The organism is Amycolatopsis sp. NPDC114484 (assembly GCF_055633755.1).
Window position 1 is genome coordinate 457,243 of record NZ_JBVKDQ010000002.1, and the last position, 16,062, is coordinate 473,304.

Genomic DNA, 16,062 nt, shown 5'->3' on the forward strand with positions numbered 1-16,062 from the left:
CCCCAAGCACAACAACACCCGACCCCAAACCCGGACAGGAAACAAAAAGCGCGGGGCGGGGGGGGTGGGAAAGGCGTTTTTCCCGCTGGAAAAACCCTCCCCGCGCCGTCGTCTTCGGGTGCCCCCAACGCCCCCACGGCAACGTCGCCGCCAGGCGACGAGCCGACCCCCGGCATTCACAAATCCAACGCAGCCCTCAAAGCCACATCGATCTGCTCCTGAACCTCCGAATCGACCTCAGCCACCCGCTCCGCCAGCCAAGGCCGATACAACCGCGTCAAATTCAACGTAGACACCCAATACCGGGCATCCACCGCCACCCCGAGAATGTCCTGCGGATCCCGATCCAGCAGTTCAGTCCCCAGCAGCCAAGGCCGCTCGGACTCGTTCACCCCATCGGACGACAGCAGCACCACAGTCCGCTGCCGCGCGGGATCAGTAGGCGGGTGGTAAGTCCAGACCTCACCCCTGCGCACGCATCTCCTTCTCCGCAGCCGCCCGCTCCGCCTCGTCCGCCTCAGCGGACGGCGTGACCGGAGCACGCTGCGGGGTATACCCAGTCCGAACCGCCTCGCGCCGGGCCGCCTTCGACAGCCAGGACGAGACCGAGATTCCGTGCGCTTTCGCGGCCCGCTCGGCGTACTCGAGCGCACCGGTGTCGAGCGAGAGTGTCACCTTACGTGTTGCCATACCTTTTACCGTACCACTCTCACAGCGTCGGCGACCTGCCCTCGAACGGGGTCGACAGCACGACGGTGGTCCGGGTGGACACCTTCGCCGCCTCGCGGATCCGCCGGAGCAGGTCCTCGAGGCCGAGCGGCGACGCGACCCGCACCAGCAGGATGTAGGACTCGTCGCCGGCCACCGAGTAGCAGGACTCGATCTCGGTGATGTGCTGGATCCGCTGCGGGTAGTCGTCGGGGGCGGCCGGGTCGTTCGGGGTGAGCGAGATCAGCGCGGTGAGCGGGAGGCCGATCTGCTCGCCGTCGAGCCGGGCGGTGTAGCCGAGGATGACGCCGCGCTGTTCGAGGCGGCGCACCCGCTGGTGCACCGCCGACACCGACAGCCCGACCCGTTCGGCGAGATCGGTGAAGCTGCGCCTGCCGTCGGCGGCCAGCTCCTGCACGATCGACTGGTCGAGCGGTTCCAGCGGCCCGCTCATGCCGTCGCCTCCTTGAGGAGTTCCCCGCTGGCCGCCGGGGAGGCGACGGCACGAAGGGCGATGATTCGCTCGCGAGCCGCGCTCATGCGTCCAGCACGACCAGTTCGTGCGGCCGCGTGTTCACCGGCTCGACGCCCGAATCGGTGACGAGCACGATGTCCTCGATCCGCGCGCCCCAGCGGCCTGGCTGGTAGATGCCCGGCTCGACGCTGAAGGCCATGCCCGCCTCGAGCGGCAGCGCGTTGCCCGCGATGATGTAGGGCTCCTCGTGCACGTCGAGGCCGATGCCGTGGCCGGTGCGGTGGATGAAGTACTCGCCGAACCCGGCGGCGTCGATGACGTCGCGCGCGGCCTTGTCGATGCTCTCGGCGGTGGCGCCGGGGCGGACCGCGTCGACGGCGGCCTGCTGCGCGCGCTGCAGCACGGCGTAGGTCTCGGCGACGTCGGCGTCGCGGGGTTCGCCGATCGAGTAGGTGCGGGTGGAGTCGGAGTTGTAGCCCTCGGGCACCGGTCCGCCGATGTCGATCACGACGACGTCGCCGCGTTCGATGACGCGCTCGGACACGTCGTGGTGCGGGCTGGCGCCGTTGGGGCCGGAGCCGACGATGACGAAGTCGGCGTGCGTGTGGCCCTCTTCGACGATGGCCGCGGTGATGTCCGCGCCGACCTCGGCCTCGGTGCGGCCGGCGCGCAGCCACTCGCCCATCCGCGCGTGGACGCGGTCGATCGCCGCGCCCGCCTTGCGCAGGGCCTCGATCTCGGCGGCGTCCTTGCGCATCCGCAGTTCGCGCACGATCGGGCCGGCGAGCGTCTGCTCGGCGTCGCCGAACGCGGCGCGCAGGGACAGCACGTGCAGCGCCGGGGTGAAGTCGCTGACCGCGATCCGGCCGGGCTTGCCGAGCCGGTCGGCGACGAGCCGGTAGGGGTCGTCGCCGTCGACCCAGGTGAGCACCTCGACGCCGAGTTCGTCGGTGGGCACGCCGGAGTAGCCGGGGGCCTCGAGCTTCGGCACGACGAGCGCGGGAACGCCGTCGGCGGGAACGACGAGAGTGGTCAGCCGCTCAAAGGAACCGCCGGCCTGGCCGAGCAGGTACCGCAGGTCGGACCCGGGCGCGACGAGCAGCGCGTCGGTGTCGGCGGCGGCCGCCGCTTTCGCGGCGCGGTCGAGACGGGCGCGGAGCGCGGCGGCGTCGGGAGCGGGCGTGTTGAGGGATCGGCTCGACATGACGCCGAGCCTAGTACCGGCGTCCCGGCGCAGCCCGCCCGTCCTCCCCAATCCGGCGCGCCGCACCGGCGGGTTTCCCGCGGAGGCCCCGACACCGCTCGGGGTTCGCTTGACGCGCCCGGCGCCGTATTCGCGGCAACGCGGGCCGGACGTGGCAGGCTGTGCGGGTGACCGGACCACTCGCTCTCCTCGATTCCGCGAGCCTCTACTTCCGCTCGTTCTACGCGCTGCCCGATTCGATGACCGCGCCCGACGGGACGCCGGTCAACGCCGTGCGCGGGTTCACCGACACGATCGCGCGCATCCTGACCGACCGTCGTCCGTCGCGGCTGGTCGCCTGTCTCGACGCGGACTGGCGGCCGAAGTTCCGCACCGATCTGCTGCCGAGCTACAAGGCGCACCGGGTCGCCGAGGCCGGGGACGGCGGGGCGGACGTCGAAGAGGTGCCCGACACGCTGACCCCGCAGGTGCCGATCATCCTGGAAGTGCTGGAGGCGTTCGGGTTCGCCGTCGCGGAGGCGGCCGGGTACGAGGCGGACGACGTGATCGGCGCGCTCGCGACGCGGGAGAAGGACGCGCCGGTCGAGGTGATCACCGGTGACCGCGACCTGTTCCAGCTGGTGCGCGAGGAGCCGACGCCGACGTCGGTCGTGTACGTCGGCAAGGGCTGGGCGAAGGCGGAAGTGCTGGGACAGCGGGAAATCGCCGAGAAGTACGGCGTTCCGGTCGAGAACGCCGGGCCCGCTTACGCCGACATGGCCGCGTTGCGCGGCGACCCGTCGGACGGGCTGCCCGGCGTGGCCGGGATCGGAGAGAAGACCGCGGCGAAGCTGATCACGCAGTTCGGTTCGCTCGAGGAACTCGTCGCCGCGTCCTCGGCCGGGGATTCGCGGGTGCCGCTGAAAACCCGGCTGCGGCTCTCCGACGCCGCGGACTACCTCGCTGTCGCGCCCACGGTGGTGCGGGTCGCGGTGGACGCGCCGGTCGAACAGTCCGGACCGGACGCGGTGCCCGTCGAGCCCGCCGATCCGGCGCGGGTGGCGGAGCTTGCCGAGCGATGGAACCTGGGCCGTTCGGTGGAGCGGCTGCTGGCTGCTCTGCCGGGAGCCTGACGGCGCGGCCTAGGTTCCGCCTGACGCTGGAACCTAGGCCGTCCAACGGATTCTCGGCGTCGGTCAGAAGTGCGTGCCGGTCCAGGGCTGGGTCCCGGTCCGGAACAGCGCGTCCACCCGGGCCAGGGTTTCCGCGCTCGCGCCGGTGATCCGGCCGGACAACGCGAGCGGACCGGCTTCCCACGCGCCGAGGTACAGCATCGCCAGCGTGTCGACGTCGAGCTGCAGATCCGCCTCGGCCTCGGTGCGCTCGACCCCGCTGCCGCTGACCCGATAGCGGCCCCGGTTGTCCGGCAGCATCCGGTCGTTCACTTCCAGCACTACCGGTTCCGCGGAGCCGTAGGCGCGAGCAGCGAGAGCTGCCCGCACATCGAGCAATCGCAGCCACAGTTCGTCGTCGACGGCGACCGTGTGTGCCCTGCGCGGGTCGACGAGCAGGAGGCCCACCGGGTCGTCCACCGGGCGGCCGCGCGCGTTCACGACCTCGATCAGGTCGACCGACAGCAGGAACCGCCACAGTCCGGCCAGCGCTTCCGGGGTCGCCGCGCGCAACTCATGGACTTCGAGCGCGGCGCCGCGCTCCGGGTCGAGGTAGCTGTTCTGCGGCACGACGTGGAAGACGACGAAGCCGTCGTCGCCGTTCGGTCCAGTGTGGACAGCGACCCGGTGGTTGCCGCCGTCCGGGTGGAGATGCCAGTCGAACGCGATCGGCCACCACAGCTCCGGGCGGGCGATCGTGCCGGGCCGACCGGAGTCGACCCGTTGGTACAGCGAGGGAATCGTCGCGGTCGCCTCGTCGGTGGTGAGCAGCCGGACCCGGCCGGTGGCGGCAACGCTTTCGCGCAGCGGAGCGGGTTTCTTGACCTGCAGGGTGGCGATCCGGCTCGCGACGCCGTAGCCGAAGCGGCCGTAGATCAGCGCTTCGCTCGCGTGCAGCGCGGCGACGACGTGGCCGCGCTGCACGAAGTCGTGCAGCTGCCGGTCCATCATCGCGCTGAGCACACCGCGGCGGGTCCAGTCCGCCCGGACGCCGACGCCGTCGACCGCGGCCATCGGCACGGTCGCGCCGCCGGGGACGGTGAGCGTGGTGGCGAACGAGCTGGCGATGCCGATGGCTTCGCCGTCGTGGAACGCTCCGGTCCGGCCGTCCGCCTTCCACGAACCGCCGACCTTCGCCCAGCGCTCGTCCGAAGGCGGGTTTCCGTGCAGGGACCGCACCAGAAGGTCGAAAGTCTCACGGCTTTCGGCGTCGGTGATCTGGCGTACCACGTAGTCGCTCATGCCCCGATTGAACCAATTGCCGCCGCCGCGCGGCTATCGGATTTTACTGCGGCGGGTCGACGCGGTAGTTGCCGTCCGCGCCGGTCACCGTGATGGGGACGTGTTTCGTCGCGCCCGCGATGTCCACAGTGCACTGGAACCGCGAGCCGTCCGAGACGGGCTGCCGGTCGGGGCAGGACACCGGGCCGACGTTCGCCATTTTGTAGTCGGTGGTGAGGAGCCGGGTGACGGCCGAGGCCATCACCCGGGAGTCGAACACCCGCATCGCCCCGGACGAGCTGGGAGCCGGCGATGACGCGACGCCCGGCTGCGCGGGGCTGCTCGGCGTGACCGTGACGGTGTGGACCGGAGGCGGGGGCGTCCCGCTGTCGCAGCCCGCGGCGGCGAACATTCCCCAGCCGCACAACAGCAGCACCCGCACGGCGCGCATCAATCCCGCTCCTCTGCGCGAAACGTCTGGTCAACGGTCAGAAGAACGTACCGCACCACACCGATTCGCGCGTGCCGAACAGAACGTCCGCGGCGGCGGGCGCGGCCGGGTCGAGCACCTCGATCCGGCCCGTGTCGGCGAGCGTGGACGCCCGCCACGTTCCGAAGTAGAGCATCGCGAGCGTGTCGACGGAGAGCCGCAGCGCGGGTTCCGCGTCCGTGCGGGAGGCGCCGTCGGGGCCGACGAGGTAGCGGCCGTCGTTGCCGGGCAGCGACCGGTCGGAGACTTCGAGCACCACGGGTTCGGCCGGGCCGTAGGTGCGGGCGGCGAGCGCGGCCGGCACGTCGACCAGCCGGAGCCAGCCCTCGTCGTCGGTGCTTTCGGTTTTCGCCATCCGGGGGTCGGTGAACAGCAGCGCGTGCGGTTCGTCGAGCGGGCGCATGCCGAGCACGATCTCGTCGACCAGGTCGACCGACAGCAGGAACCGCCACAGCCCGGCGAAGGCGGCCGGATTGGCGTAGTGGAACGCCATCACGTTCAGTTTGGCGTGCTCGTTGGCGTCTTCCTCGACGTAGTAGGTCAGGAAGCCGTCGGCGCCGTCCGGGCCGTGGTGCACGGCGGTCTGGAGCAGTTTCGCGCGGCGGCGCAGCGATGCCTCGTGCCCCGGCCAGTAGACCTCGGAGCGGGTCATCGCGCCGACGCGGCCCATCGCGGTCGCGGCGTACAGTTCCGGCCATTTCGGGGCGGCCTCGTCGACGCCGAGGACGGAGATCTCTCCCCCGGTCGGCACGTCCGGGCGCAACTGGGCACGGTGCCGATCGACCACGACCCGCTTGGCGAGAGTCGCGATTCCGTAGCCGTAACGGCCGTAGATCGCACCTTCCGACGCGTACAGCAGCGAGAGCGCGACGCCTCGTTCGGCGAAGTCCGCCAGCTGCGCGGCCTGCAACGCGCTGAGCACGCCGCGCCGGGTGCGTCCGACGCGAACGCCGACGCCGGTGACGGCGGCCAGCGGAAGCCGCGCTCCGCCGGGGACGACCATTTCCGCTTCGAACGACCGGGCGGTGCCGATGAGGTCCGGTTCGAAGACGCCCCAGCTGCGCTCGGCCTGGTACGCCTTGGAGACGCGGTCCCAGTCCTCGTCGGTGCCGGGCTGGACGTGCAGCGCGGCCCGGAACAGGTCCCAGGCCCCGCGCTGCTCGTCGGGGCGGAGGATGCGGACGGTGCGGTCGCTCATGCCCCGATCATCGCCGGACCGGCCGCCGGACCGCCACCGAATTGAATGGCGTCACTTGGCTGCGGGCGGCGAGACCTCGTAGTTGCCGTCGGTGCCCTTGACGGTGATCGGCACCTGCTGCGGTTTGCCGTTGACGGTGGCGGTGCACTCGAATTTCGCGCCGTCCTCCACCTTCTGCTCGGCCGGGCAGGTGACTCCGCTGACGCCGGGGATCTTGTAGGTGTCGGTGAGCATCTTCGCGACGTCGGTCTGCATCTGGTTGTTGTTGAAGACCTGGGTTTTGAAGAAGCCGGGCGCGACGAAGCCGAGGATCGCCACGACGGCCACCACGACGACGAGCGCGCCGATCCCGATGAACAGGCCCTTCTTCGACCCGCCCGAGGACTCCGGCGCGGCTCCGCCGGGCTGGCCGTAGTCGTACTGGCCGGGCTGCTGGCCGCCGTACTGCTGCTGTTCACCGCCGTACTGCTGCTGACCGTAAGGCTGCTGCCCGTACTGCGGCGGCTGCTGGCCCCACTGGGGCTGCTGGGGCTGCTGCTGTTGCGGGTAGCCGCCGGGCTGCTGGCCGTACTGCGGGTCTTGACCGTAGGGCTGCTGCCCGTACTGCTGGGGCGGATACGGCTGCTGCTGCGGCCCGCTCTGGGGGTACGCGCCGCCCGGCTGCTGCCCGTACTGCGGGTCCTGGCCGTAGGGCTGTTGCCCGTACTGGGGCTGCTGCCGCGGGTCGTTGCCGCCATACGGCGTGCTCATCGTTAGCCTCCGCCTTCGTCTGTCCGCACCCGCGGGCCGGGCCGCGGGTGTCGTGCGCGATCCAACCACAGGTCTGGACCTAGCACACGTGTCCGCGCGCAGTCGCTACTAAGGTGTGCCCTCGCTGTCACGCCGCGCCCGCGGCCACTACGCCGCGGCGCAGCGCCCGGACCGCTTGTGCCGCCGCCGAACCGACCGGATCCTCCTTGCCGAGGACGTCGCGGACCTGGTCGAGCAGGTCGATGACCTGGCGGCACCAGCGGACGAAGTCGCCCGCGGACAGCTCCTGCCCGTTGGTCTCGGCCGCGGTGAGGACCTTCTCCAGGGATTCGCCGCGCGCCCAGCGGTAGACCGGCCACGCGAAGCCCGCGTCGGGTTCGCGGGTGCGGTCGAGGCGGTGGCGGCGTTCGTCCTCGGTGAGTTCGACCCACAGCCTGCTGGTTTCCTGCCACGCGCCGGGGACCGCGCCGCCGGGCAGCCGGGGTTCGCCCGCGGTGTCGCGGCGGGCTTCGAACACGAGCGTGGACACGACGGCGGCGAGTTCGGCCGGGCCGAGGCCGGTCCAGACGCCGTGCCGGATGCATTCGGCGGCGAGCAGGTCGGATTCGCTGTAGAGGCGGGTGAGGCGGCGGCCGTGTTCGGTGACGCGGTCCTCGCCGTCGCCGGGGCGGACGTAGCCGCGTTCGCCGAGCAGCCGCAGGATCCGGTCGAACGCGCGGGCCAGCGAGTGCGTGGTGGCCGCGACTTTCCGTTCGAGCTGTTCGGTTTCGGCGGAGAGCCGCTGGTAGCGCTCGACCCAGCGGAGGTTGGCCTCGCGTTCGGCGAGGCCGTGGCACGGGTGGGCGCGCAGGGCCCGGCGCAGCGAGGCGAGTTCGGCGTCGTCGGCGGCCGCGGTGCGGCGGCGCTGCCGTCCGGGCAGGGCGATGCCGGCGTTGCGCAGCGACGAGGCGATGTCGCGGCGGGTCTTGGGCGAGCGCAGTTCGATGTGCCTGGGCAGCTTGATCCGGCCGAGCGCTTCGACCGGGGCCGGGAAGTCGGCGACCGACAGCGGCCCGGACCAGCGGTCCTCGGTGACGACGACCGGCCGGGGTTCGCGGATCGGGTCGAGGCCGGGGTCGACGACCACGGCGAGCCCGGCGCGGCGGCCCGCCGGGACCGGGATGACGTCGCCCTTGCGCAGTTTCTCCAGCGATTGCGCGGTTTCGGCGCGGCGGGAGGAGGTGTTCTGCCGCGACAGCGTCTTCTCGCGGGCGGAGATCTGCGCGCGGAGTTCGACGTACTCGAGCATCTGCTCGAAGTCGCCGGAGATCGCGGCGGTGTAGCCCTTGAGGGCTTCCTTGTTGCGTTCGATCCGGCGCGCGGTGCCGACCACCGACCGGTCGGCCTGGAACTGCGCGAAGGACTGTTCCAGCAGGTCGCGGGCCGCGTCCGCGCCGACCTGGGCGACCAGGTTGACCGCCATGTTGTAGCCGGGGCGGAACGACGAGCGCAGCGGGTACGTGCGGGTGGAGGCGAGGCCGGCGACGGCTTTCGGGTCGACGCCGGGCTGCCAGGCGACGACGGCGTGGCCTTCGATGTCGATGCCTCGTCGGCCGGCACGGCCGGTGAGCTGGGTGTATTCGCCCGGGGTGAGGTCGACGTGCGCCTCGCCGTTGTATTTCACGAGCCGTTCGAGCACGACGGTGCGGGCGGGCATGTTGATGCCGAGCGCGAGGGTTTCGGTCGCGAACACGACCTTGACCAGGCCTCGGACGAACAGTTCCTCCACGGTTTCCTTGAACGCGGGCAGCAGTCCGGCGTGGTGGCCGGCGAAGCCGCGCTCCAGCCCCTCGCGCCATTCCCAGTAGCCGAGGACGCCGAGGTCGCCCTCGGGCAGCTCGGCGGTGCGGGCGTCGACGATCCGGCGGATCTCCTCGACCTGTTCGGGGCCGTTGAGCCGCAGGCCGGAGCGGACGCACTGGGCGACCGCGGCGTCGCAGCCGGCGCGGGAGAAGATGAACACGATCGCGGGCAGCAGCCCGGCGTGGTCGAGCCTTTCCACGACGTCCACGCGCGACGGCGGCCGGAACCTGGGGCCGCGCGGCGGGGCTCCGCGGCGCCCGCCCCGGGGTCCGCGGAAGGCGGGCGCGAACTTGCCCATCTCGTCGGTTTTGCGCAGCAGCGTGGGGTTGATCCGCAGCTGCTCCCCCGGGTCGGCCTCGTTCTGGCCGGCGAACAGGTCGAGCAGCTGGCTGCCGACGAGCATGTGCTGCCACAGTGGGACCGGGCGGTGCTCGTCGACGACGACGGTGGTGTCGCCGCGGACCTCGACGAGCCATTCGCCGAATTCCTCGGCGTTGCTGACGGTGGCGGACAGGCCGACGACGCGCACGTGGTCGGGCAGGTGGAGGATCACTTCCTCCCAGACCGCGCCGCGGAAGCGGTCGGCGAGGTAGTGCACCTCGTCCATGACGACGTAGCCGAGTTCGGGGATCGCGGAGCTGCCCGCGTAGAGCATGTTGCGCAGCACCTCGGTGGTCATGACGACCACCTGGGCGTTGCCGTTGATCGAGGTGTCGCCGGTGAGCAGGCCGACGGCGTCGTTGCCGTAGCGCTCGACGAGGTCGGCGTACTTCTGGTTCGACAGCGCCTTGATCGGCGTGGTGTAGAAGCATTTGCGGCCCTCGGCGAGGGCGAGGTGGACGGCGAACTCGCCGACCACGGTCTTGCCGGCTCCGGTGGGGGCGCAGACCAGGACGCCGTGGCCCTCTTCGAGCGCTTCGCAGCCGCGGATCTGGAAATCGTCGAATTCGAAGGCCGATTCGGCGGAAAACCGGGTCAGCTGGGGGTGCTTGGCGCGGCGACGGGAGGCAGCGTAGGCCTCGGCCGGCGATGGTGAAGGGCTAGTGGCCACCCCGTCAGGGTTCCACACGCCCCCGACATTTCGCACGCGGCGTGCCGCCGGTCACGGCGCGGGCGCGACGACGGTGAGCGCGGAGGGCACGCAGGTCGCTTCGACCGGCGTCTGGCCCTGGTCTTCGCCGTCGGCGTAGACCGGCCAGCCGGGCGCTTCGATCCGCAGGGTCCGGGTGCGGAAGGTTTCGACGCTGGGCTTGTGCACGTGTTCGCCGGTGCGCAGGTGCGGGAGCATCCGCAGCAGCCGGGCGCGGCCGGGAGCCCCGATGACGGTGACGTCGAAGAGACCGTCGTCGGGGGTGGCGTCCGGGCAGATCGGGATGCCGCCGCCGTAGAACGGGGTGTTGCCGACGGCGATGAGGCTGGTGTCCCCGGAAAGGGTGCCGTGGTCGGTGTGCACGACGATCGGGCTGGGCCGGAACGCCGCGACTTCGGCGAGGATCGCCAGGTCATAGCGGCGGGGGCCGGTGGGCCAGCGCATCGCGTTCGCGCGGGCGTTGACGGCGGCGTCGAATCCGGCGCACAGCACGGTGGCGAACCAGGTGTCGCCGACGCGGCCGAGGTCGACGCTGCGGCGGTGCCCCGCTCGCAGCGCCCGGGCGAGGGCGTCGGTGGCGACGCGGGGGTCGGCCGGGACGCCGAGGGCGCGGGCGAAGTCGTTGCCGGTGCCGGAGGGGACGAGGCCGAGCGCGACGCCGTGGTCGGCGCAGAACTGGACGCCTTGGTGGGCCGCGCCGTCTCCGCCGAGGACGATCAGCACGTCGAGGCCTTCGGCGCGCGAGGACCGCATGAGCGCGCGGGATTCCTCGACGCTGGTGGCGGTGAGGAGGTCGAGCCGGTCGACGGCGGGCCGCAGCCGCGCCGCGACCGCTTCGGCGACGCGGGCGGCCGCGCCGCGACCGGAGGCCGGGTGCACGGCCAGTGCTGCGTTCAGTCCCACGGTCAGGTGATGTCGTCGGTCGAGCCGGAGCGGCCGGTCGACGGACCCGGCGTGGTCGGCGCGGCCGGTTCGTCGCCGTCGGCGGTGCTCGGCGTGTAGTTGAACGGCGCGGCCTCGTCGTCGGCGAGCTTGTCCCAGCCCTCGTCCTCGCGGCCGCGGTTGAGCTTGCGGTCGTGGAACCGGGCGATCTGGATGGACAGCTCGAACAGCAGGGTGAGCGCGCCGGCGAGGCCGAGCATCGAGAACGGGTCCGAGCCGGGGGTGGCGAACGCGGCGAACACGAACAGCGCGAACACGAGGCCGCGGCGCCACCGCTTGAGCTGCTGGTACTTGAGCACGCCGACGCGGTTGAGCATCACGACGAGCAGCGGCAGCTCGAAACTGACGCCGAAGATCACCAGCAGCGACAGGATGAACGAGATGTACTTGTCCGCGGTGAGCGCGGTGACGAACTGGTCCTGGCCGAATCCGGCGAGCAGCGCGAGCGCGTGCGGGACGAGCAGGTAGGCCAGCACCGCTCCGGCGGCGAAGAGCACCGAGGCGAAACTGACGAAGATCATCGCGTACCGGCGCTCTTTGGCGTAGAGACCGGGCGCGATGAACGCCCAGAGCTGGTAGAGCCAGGCGGGCGAGAGCAGCACGGCCCCGGCAGCGACGCCGACTTTGAGGCGGATCATGAACGCCTCGAACGGCACGGTCTGCAGCAGGCGGCAGCCGGGCTGGTCGCCGGCGAAGCGCTGCGAGGCCGGGATCGCGCAGTACGGGTGCGTCATGATGTCGCCGAGCGACGGGATCGGCCCGAGCCGCTGCTCGAACCAGATGAACCCGAAGATCGCCCCGACGACGACGAAAACGACCGCCCAGCCGAGGCGGCGGCGGAACTCGTAGATGTGCTCGATGAGCGTCATCGTGCCGTCGGGGTTTTTCCGACGGCTGCGCCGGCTCCGCTTGCTGGACCGGCTTCCGTTGCCGTTGGCGGCTTCCGCCACTGGTCGTTCCGTTCTCGTCAGAGCCCGCCGCGGCGCGCCGCACCGGCGCGCCGCCGTGGACCGGGGACCGGGTGGTGCGCGCGGAGGGTCAGCTCGCGTTCTTCTGCGGCTGGTCGGCCGGGGCGGCCGCCTGCTGCTTCTTGAGTTCGTCGAGCTGGCGCTGGAGGTCGGCGACCTGCTTGTCCTGCGCGGTCTGCGCGGGCGCGGGGGCGGCGATGTGCCGGGTGTCGGCGGATTCGGCCTCGGCTTCGGCCTTCTGCTCGCCGGTCAGGTCCTTGGTCTCGGCCTTGAAGATCTTCATGGACTTGCCGATGGACCGGGCCGCGTCCGGGAGCCGCTTCGCTCCGAACAGCAGAACCACCACGAGCACCAGAACGATGATGTGCCACGGCTGCAGCGCGTTCATGGTCGTCTGCCCTCCTTGTCTGGGGTCTGTGCTGATGTTACTTGTTGCCGGCCGCCGGGCGGCGTTCGGCCACGGCCACACGGAGTGCCGCCGACCGGGCCCGGACGAGTCCCGTCCGGTCCTGGGTGTCCGCACTGACCATGCTCATGGTGCGGCGGAAGCGGCGCAAGACTCCGGCGGTCCGTACCAGCAGCAGGGCCAGGACGAGCAGGCCGGCCGCGAGCAGCACATAGACGGGCAGGTACGGCACCAAACCACCTTATCGGTCGGAGATGGACGCGAGGTGACGGGCACGCGCCACGGCGTCGGCCGCTCGGCGACCGACTGCCTCGGCGAGTGTGGCGGGGCTCTCCACCTGGGCTTCCCCGCCGAGGCTGAGCACGAGCCGGACCATCCAGGGCTCGTCGCTGTAGCGCATGGCGATGCGCAGGCGCCCGCCGTCGAGTTCGTCGAGTTCCTCGCACGGGTAGTACTCGGCGACCCAGCGGGCGTCGGGGTCCAGGACGAGATGGGCGACCCGCTGATCGGGACGGACGGAGAAGACGCCGTCGGACAGGTCGGTGGGCCGCGCGTGGGCGGGCGGAGCTGCGGGTTCGTCCAATACGGTGAGCGCGTCCACCCGGTCGAGGCGGAACAACCGGACGCCTTCGACGCGCCGGCACCAGGCCTCGAGGTAGCCGACGCCTTGGACGATGACGAGCCGCATCGGGTCGACGGTGCGTTCGGTGATCTGGTCGCGCGAGGCGGTGTAGTAGCGCATCCGCAGGGCGCGGCCTTCCTGCAGCGCGCCGGAGACGGTCTCGCGGGTGCGGGCGGCGCGGGCTCCTTCCCGCACTCCTCCCCCGACGACGACCCCGGCCGGGCGGGCTTGTCCGGCGGCGTCCTCGATTTTGGCGATGGCGCGGCGGACCGCGTCGCCGTCGGCCACGCCCGGGGTTTCGGCGAGCGCGCGCAGCGCGACCAGCAGCGCGGTGGCTTCGCCGCCGGTGAGGCGCAGCGGGCGGCTCATCCCGGCGTCGTGGGTGACGACGATGGTGTCGCCTTCGAAGGACAGGTCGATGAGGTCGCCGGGGCCGTAGCCGGGCAGTCCGCACATCCACAGCAGTTCGAGGTCTTTGCGCAGCTGGCGCGGGGTGACGTCGAAGTCCTGGGCGGCCTCGTCGATCCGGATGCCGGGGCGCGCGAGCAGGTAGGGCACCAGCGCGAGAAGTCTCGGCATGCGTTCGCCGGACGCGGTCATCGCACGCTCCCCTGTCCGGCGCGGGCGAGCACGGCCTCGTGCCGGTGCCGCACGGACTTGGCCAGCACGTCCGGTTCGAGCACGAGCACGTCCGGTCCCTGCGCGGCGATCCAGTCCGCGGCCGATTCCGGGAAGTACAGGCCGATCTCGATCACGTCGCCTTCCTCGCCCGCGACGATCTCGCGCCCCACGACGTCGCCGCGGCGGCGAACCCCCGCGGCGCGGCCGTCGGCGATCCACAGCCGGGCAGTCGTCACCGGAGCCGGTTCCTCGCTGCCGCCGGTCACCGAAACGAGCTGCATCAGATTGACGCCGTCGGGCCTGGCGACCGCGCCCGGTTTCCCGATCGCGACGACCTTCCCGGTGACGCGGGAGAGCCGGAAGCACCGGGTCGCGTCGCGATCGCGGTCGTGCCCGACGACGTACCACCGAGCCCGCCAGGACACGACGCCCCAGGGCTCGAGCGTGCGCATACGACGCTCGGGCGACCCGCTGCGCCGGTACTCGAACCGCACCGCCTGCCCGGCCTGGACGGCGGCGAGCATCGGCGCGAACGCCGGTTCCGCGCGCACCCGCGGCTCGATGACGGTCGGTGCCTGGTCGTCGACCTCGACCCCGGCCGCGCGCAGTTTCACCAGCGCGCCCTGTGCCTGGCCGGTGAGCTCCGGCGAGTCCCAGAGCCGGACCGCGAGCCCCACCGCGGCCGCCTCGTCCGGGGCCAGGTCGATCTCGCCGAGCTCGTAGTCGCGGCGAGCGATCCGGTACCCCTCGACCGGGTCGAAAACGGAGTTGCGGCCGGTCTCGAGCGGGATGCCGAGCTCCCGCAATTCGGTCTTGTCCCGCTCGAACGTACGAAAAAAGGCGTCGTCACTGGCCGCCTCGGCGTACCCGGGCACAATCCCGCGGATCCGCTCCGCGGTGAGGTACTGCCGGGTGGAGAGGAGGGCCAGCACAAGGTTGACCAGCCGTTCGGCGCGTGCGGTGGACACCAGACGACTCTAGCTCTCCCCGTCTCGCGCGATCGCGAGGTCCGCCCCGCGCGCGTCGCGCCTGGTCAGCCCGCTTGCGGCGAATGGACCCGCCGCGCCCGCCCCGCCGCGCTCCGCCGTTCCAGGCCGCTGCCCTGCCCGGATCGGGTTCCCCCTTACGGAACCAACTTCGCGACCCGCCCCTTCGCCCCGCTGGCCCAGCACGCGCCGTCCCAAGCACAGTCGACGGTGTCGAAACTGCCGCTGTCGAACGCGACCCAATGCCGCCCGCCGTCACGGCTCAGATCGCTGCCGCCAGGCCCGACGGCCAGCACCGTGCCACCGCGCCAAGCGAGCCCAGACCGATACCCAGCCGGATGCTCCGACGGCGTCCGCCAAGTGCGACCGCTGTCGCGGCTCAACGCGACAGCCGGTCCAGGCGCAGTCGGATTGGCGTAGTCGCCGCCGATCGCGACCCCTTGCCACGGCGTACGAAACGCAACCGCGAAAACCCCAGCCGACGCGCTGCTGGGCAACGGCGTCTCAGCAGCACTCCAGTGCCACCCACCGTCCCCGGAGTGTAAAACCCGCGCATGCGCACCCCCTCCAGTAGCAAGCCACGCATCAAACGGCCCGGAAGTGGCAACGCACTGCCCACTCGCAGCGAACCCGGCTTCCCCAGGCTCCGCGGGCGGGAACGCCTCGTCCGGAACCTGCCGCCAACTGCGACCACCGTCAAAGGTCGCCTGCACGCGGAACTTCCCGTTGACCGGATCGCTCATCGCCAGCCCGCGCCACGGATCAAAGAAGGCGAGGCAGTCGTAGAACGCAGCGGAATCAGGATTGCTGAACGTCTGCCGCCAGTGCTTCCCGCCATCATCAGTGCGATAAACCCGAGAATCCGCCCCCGGCCCAATCGACAACACGACGGCACGCTCAGCATCGAACGCCTCGATATCGCGAAACTCAAGCTTCCCAGCATCAGGCGGCCCGACCGACACCCAGCTGTGCCCGCCGTCCACCGTCCGCAACACAGTGCCCTGAGTCCCGCTGACCCAAGCAACTCGCTCGCTGACCGCGGACAGCCCACGGAACTGCGCGGCCGTCCCCGCAGGCAACAACCGCCACGACGGCAACGAGGACGCCGCAGCAACCCCGCCCAAAGCCACCGACAGCACCGCCAGCAGAACCAAACCCGCCCGGAACGCACGCATGCGCAGATCCTGCCGCACCCACCCGACAACTTTCGTCGGATCCTGCAACGATTTCCGCACCCCAACCCCTGCGCTAACCACTCACCCGACCACAACGCGGGATCGCGTCGGGGGGGGGGGGGGGAGGGGTGGGGAGTCACCCGAACAGGGGGCGAGCCCCCCCCCCCAGCGAACTCCAAAAGAAACCACCATCCCAAATTGAGGACCGGACAC

At 71.4% G+C, this 16,062-nt stretch carries 17 protein-coding genes; 1 reads left to right on the top strand and 16 read right to left on the bottom strand.

What is annotated here, in order from left to right; translation table 11 throughout:
- Window positions 1-176 precede the first annotated feature (176 nt).
- The 4 genes from ACZ7SW_RS08105 to ACZ7SW_RS08120 form a co-directional block, all read right to left on the bottom strand.
- The gene (locus ACZ7SW_RS08105) at window positions 177-476 is read right to left on the bottom strand and encodes a hypothetical protein (RefSeq protein ID WP_470229671.1); all 300 of its coding nucleotides are present in this window, start codon (window positions 474-476) and stop codon (window positions 177-179) included.
- On the bottom strand, window positions 463-690 hold the full coding sequence (locus ACZ7SW_RS08110) for a hypothetical protein (protein WP_101439894.1): 228 nt from the start codon (window positions 688-690) through the stop codon (window positions 463-465). The genes ACZ7SW_RS08105 and ACZ7SW_RS08110 overlap by 14 nt, the downstream gene beginning before the upstream one ends.
- Window positions 691-709: 19 nt before the next feature.
- The gene (locus ACZ7SW_RS08115) at window positions 710-1,162 is read right to left on the bottom strand and encodes an Lrp/AsnC family transcriptional regulator (RefSeq protein ID WP_033287500.1); all 453 of its coding nucleotides are present in this window, start codon (window positions 1,160-1,162) and stop codon (window positions 710-712) included.
- Window positions 1,163-1,244: 82 nt separating this feature from the next.
- Window positions 1,245-2,387, bottom strand: a complete 1,143-nt coding sequence (locus ACZ7SW_RS08120) for a M24 family metallopeptidase (protein WP_470229672.1) — start codon at window positions 2,385-2,387, stop codon at window positions 1,245-1,247.
- 167 nt (window positions 2,388-2,554) lie between these two features.
- Here ACZ7SW_RS08120 and ACZ7SW_RS08125 point away from each other — a divergent pair, with 167 nt between their 5' ends.
- A complete protein-coding gene (locus ACZ7SW_RS08125; protein ID WP_470229673.1) occupies window positions 2,555-3,499 on the top strand; it encodes a 5'-3' exonuclease in 945 nt (314 codons plus the stop codon).
- Between the two features lie 63 nt (window positions 3,500-3,562).
- Here ACZ7SW_RS08125 and ACZ7SW_RS08130 read toward each other — a convergent pair whose 3' ends face one another.
- From ACZ7SW_RS08130 to ACZ7SW_RS08185, 12 genes are all read right to left on the bottom strand, one after another.
- The gene (locus ACZ7SW_RS08130) at window positions 3,563-4,780 is read right to left on the bottom strand and encodes a GNAT family N-acetyltransferase (RefSeq protein ID WP_470229674.1); all 1,218 of its coding nucleotides are present in this window, start codon (window positions 4,778-4,780) and stop codon (window positions 3,563-3,565) included.
- A gap of 43 nt (window positions 4,781-4,823) precedes the next feature.
- Window positions 4,824-5,210 carry a DUF4333 domain-containing protein gene (locus tag ACZ7SW_RS08135; protein ID WP_470229675.1) on the bottom strand — a complete coding sequence of 129 codons (387 nt, stop codon included), beginning with the start codon at window positions 5,208-5,210 and terminating at the stop codon, window positions 4,824-4,826.
- Between the two features lie 37 nt (window positions 5,211-5,247).
- Complete coding sequence (locus ACZ7SW_RS08140) at window positions 5,248-6,447, bottom strand: GNAT family N-acetyltransferase (protein ID WP_470229676.1); 1,200 nt, start codon at window positions 6,445-6,447, stop codon at window positions 5,248-5,250.
- Window positions 6,448-6,498: 51 nt separating this feature from the next.
- Entirely contained in the window at window positions 6,499-7,197 is a 699-nt protein-coding gene (locus ACZ7SW_RS08145) for a DUF4333 domain-containing protein (protein ID WP_470229677.1), read from the bottom strand.
- A gap of 127 nt (window positions 7,198-7,324) precedes the next feature.
- Entirely contained in the window at window positions 7,325-10,090 is a 2,766-nt protein-coding gene (locus ACZ7SW_RS08150; protein WP_470229678.1) for a DEAD/DEAH box helicase, read from the bottom strand.
- Between the two features lie 51 nt (window positions 10,091-10,141).
- Complete coding sequence (locus ACZ7SW_RS08155; protein WP_470229679.1) at window positions 10,142-11,032, bottom strand: diacylglycerol/lipid kinase family protein; 891 nt, start codon at window positions 11,030-11,032, stop codon at window positions 10,142-10,144.
- Window positions 11,033-11,034: 2 nt separating this feature from the next.
- A complete protein-coding gene (gene tatC / locus ACZ7SW_RS08160) occupies window positions 11,035-12,021 on the bottom strand; it encodes a twin-arginine translocase subunit TatC (RefSeq protein WP_470229680.1) in 987 nt (328 codons plus the stop codon).
- 88 nt (window positions 12,022-12,109) lie between these two features.
- Window positions 12,110-12,427, bottom strand: a complete 318-nt coding sequence (gene tatA, locus ACZ7SW_RS08165) for a Sec-independent protein translocase subunit TatA (RefSeq protein ID WP_344274211.1) — start codon at window positions 12,425-12,427, stop codon at window positions 12,110-12,112.
- A gap of 37 nt (window positions 12,428-12,464) precedes the next feature.
- Window positions 12,465-12,677, bottom strand: coding sequence for a bacteriophage holin (locus ACZ7SW_RS08170; RefSeq protein WP_470229681.1), 213 nt, complete (start codon window positions 12,675-12,677; stop codon window positions 12,465-12,467).
- A 9-nt stretch (window positions 12,678-12,686) separates the two neighbouring features.
- Entirely contained in the window at window positions 12,687-13,667 is a 981-nt protein-coding gene (locus tag ACZ7SW_RS08175) for a helix-turn-helix transcriptional regulator (RefSeq protein ID WP_470229682.1), read from the bottom strand.
- Complete coding sequence (locus ACZ7SW_RS08180; RefSeq protein ID WP_470229683.1) at window positions 13,664-14,656, bottom strand: helix-turn-helix transcriptional regulator; 993 nt, start codon at window positions 14,654-14,656, stop codon at window positions 13,664-13,666. Before ACZ7SW_RS08180 ends, ACZ7SW_RS08175 begins: the two co-directional genes overlap by 4 nt.
- A gap of 155 nt (window positions 14,657-14,811) precedes the next feature.
- A complete protein-coding gene (locus ACZ7SW_RS08185) occupies window positions 14,812-15,849 on the bottom strand; it encodes a WD40/YVTN/BNR-like repeat-containing protein (protein ID WP_470229684.1) in 1,038 nt (345 codons plus the stop codon).
- Window positions 15,850-16,062: the final 213 nt, after the last annotated feature.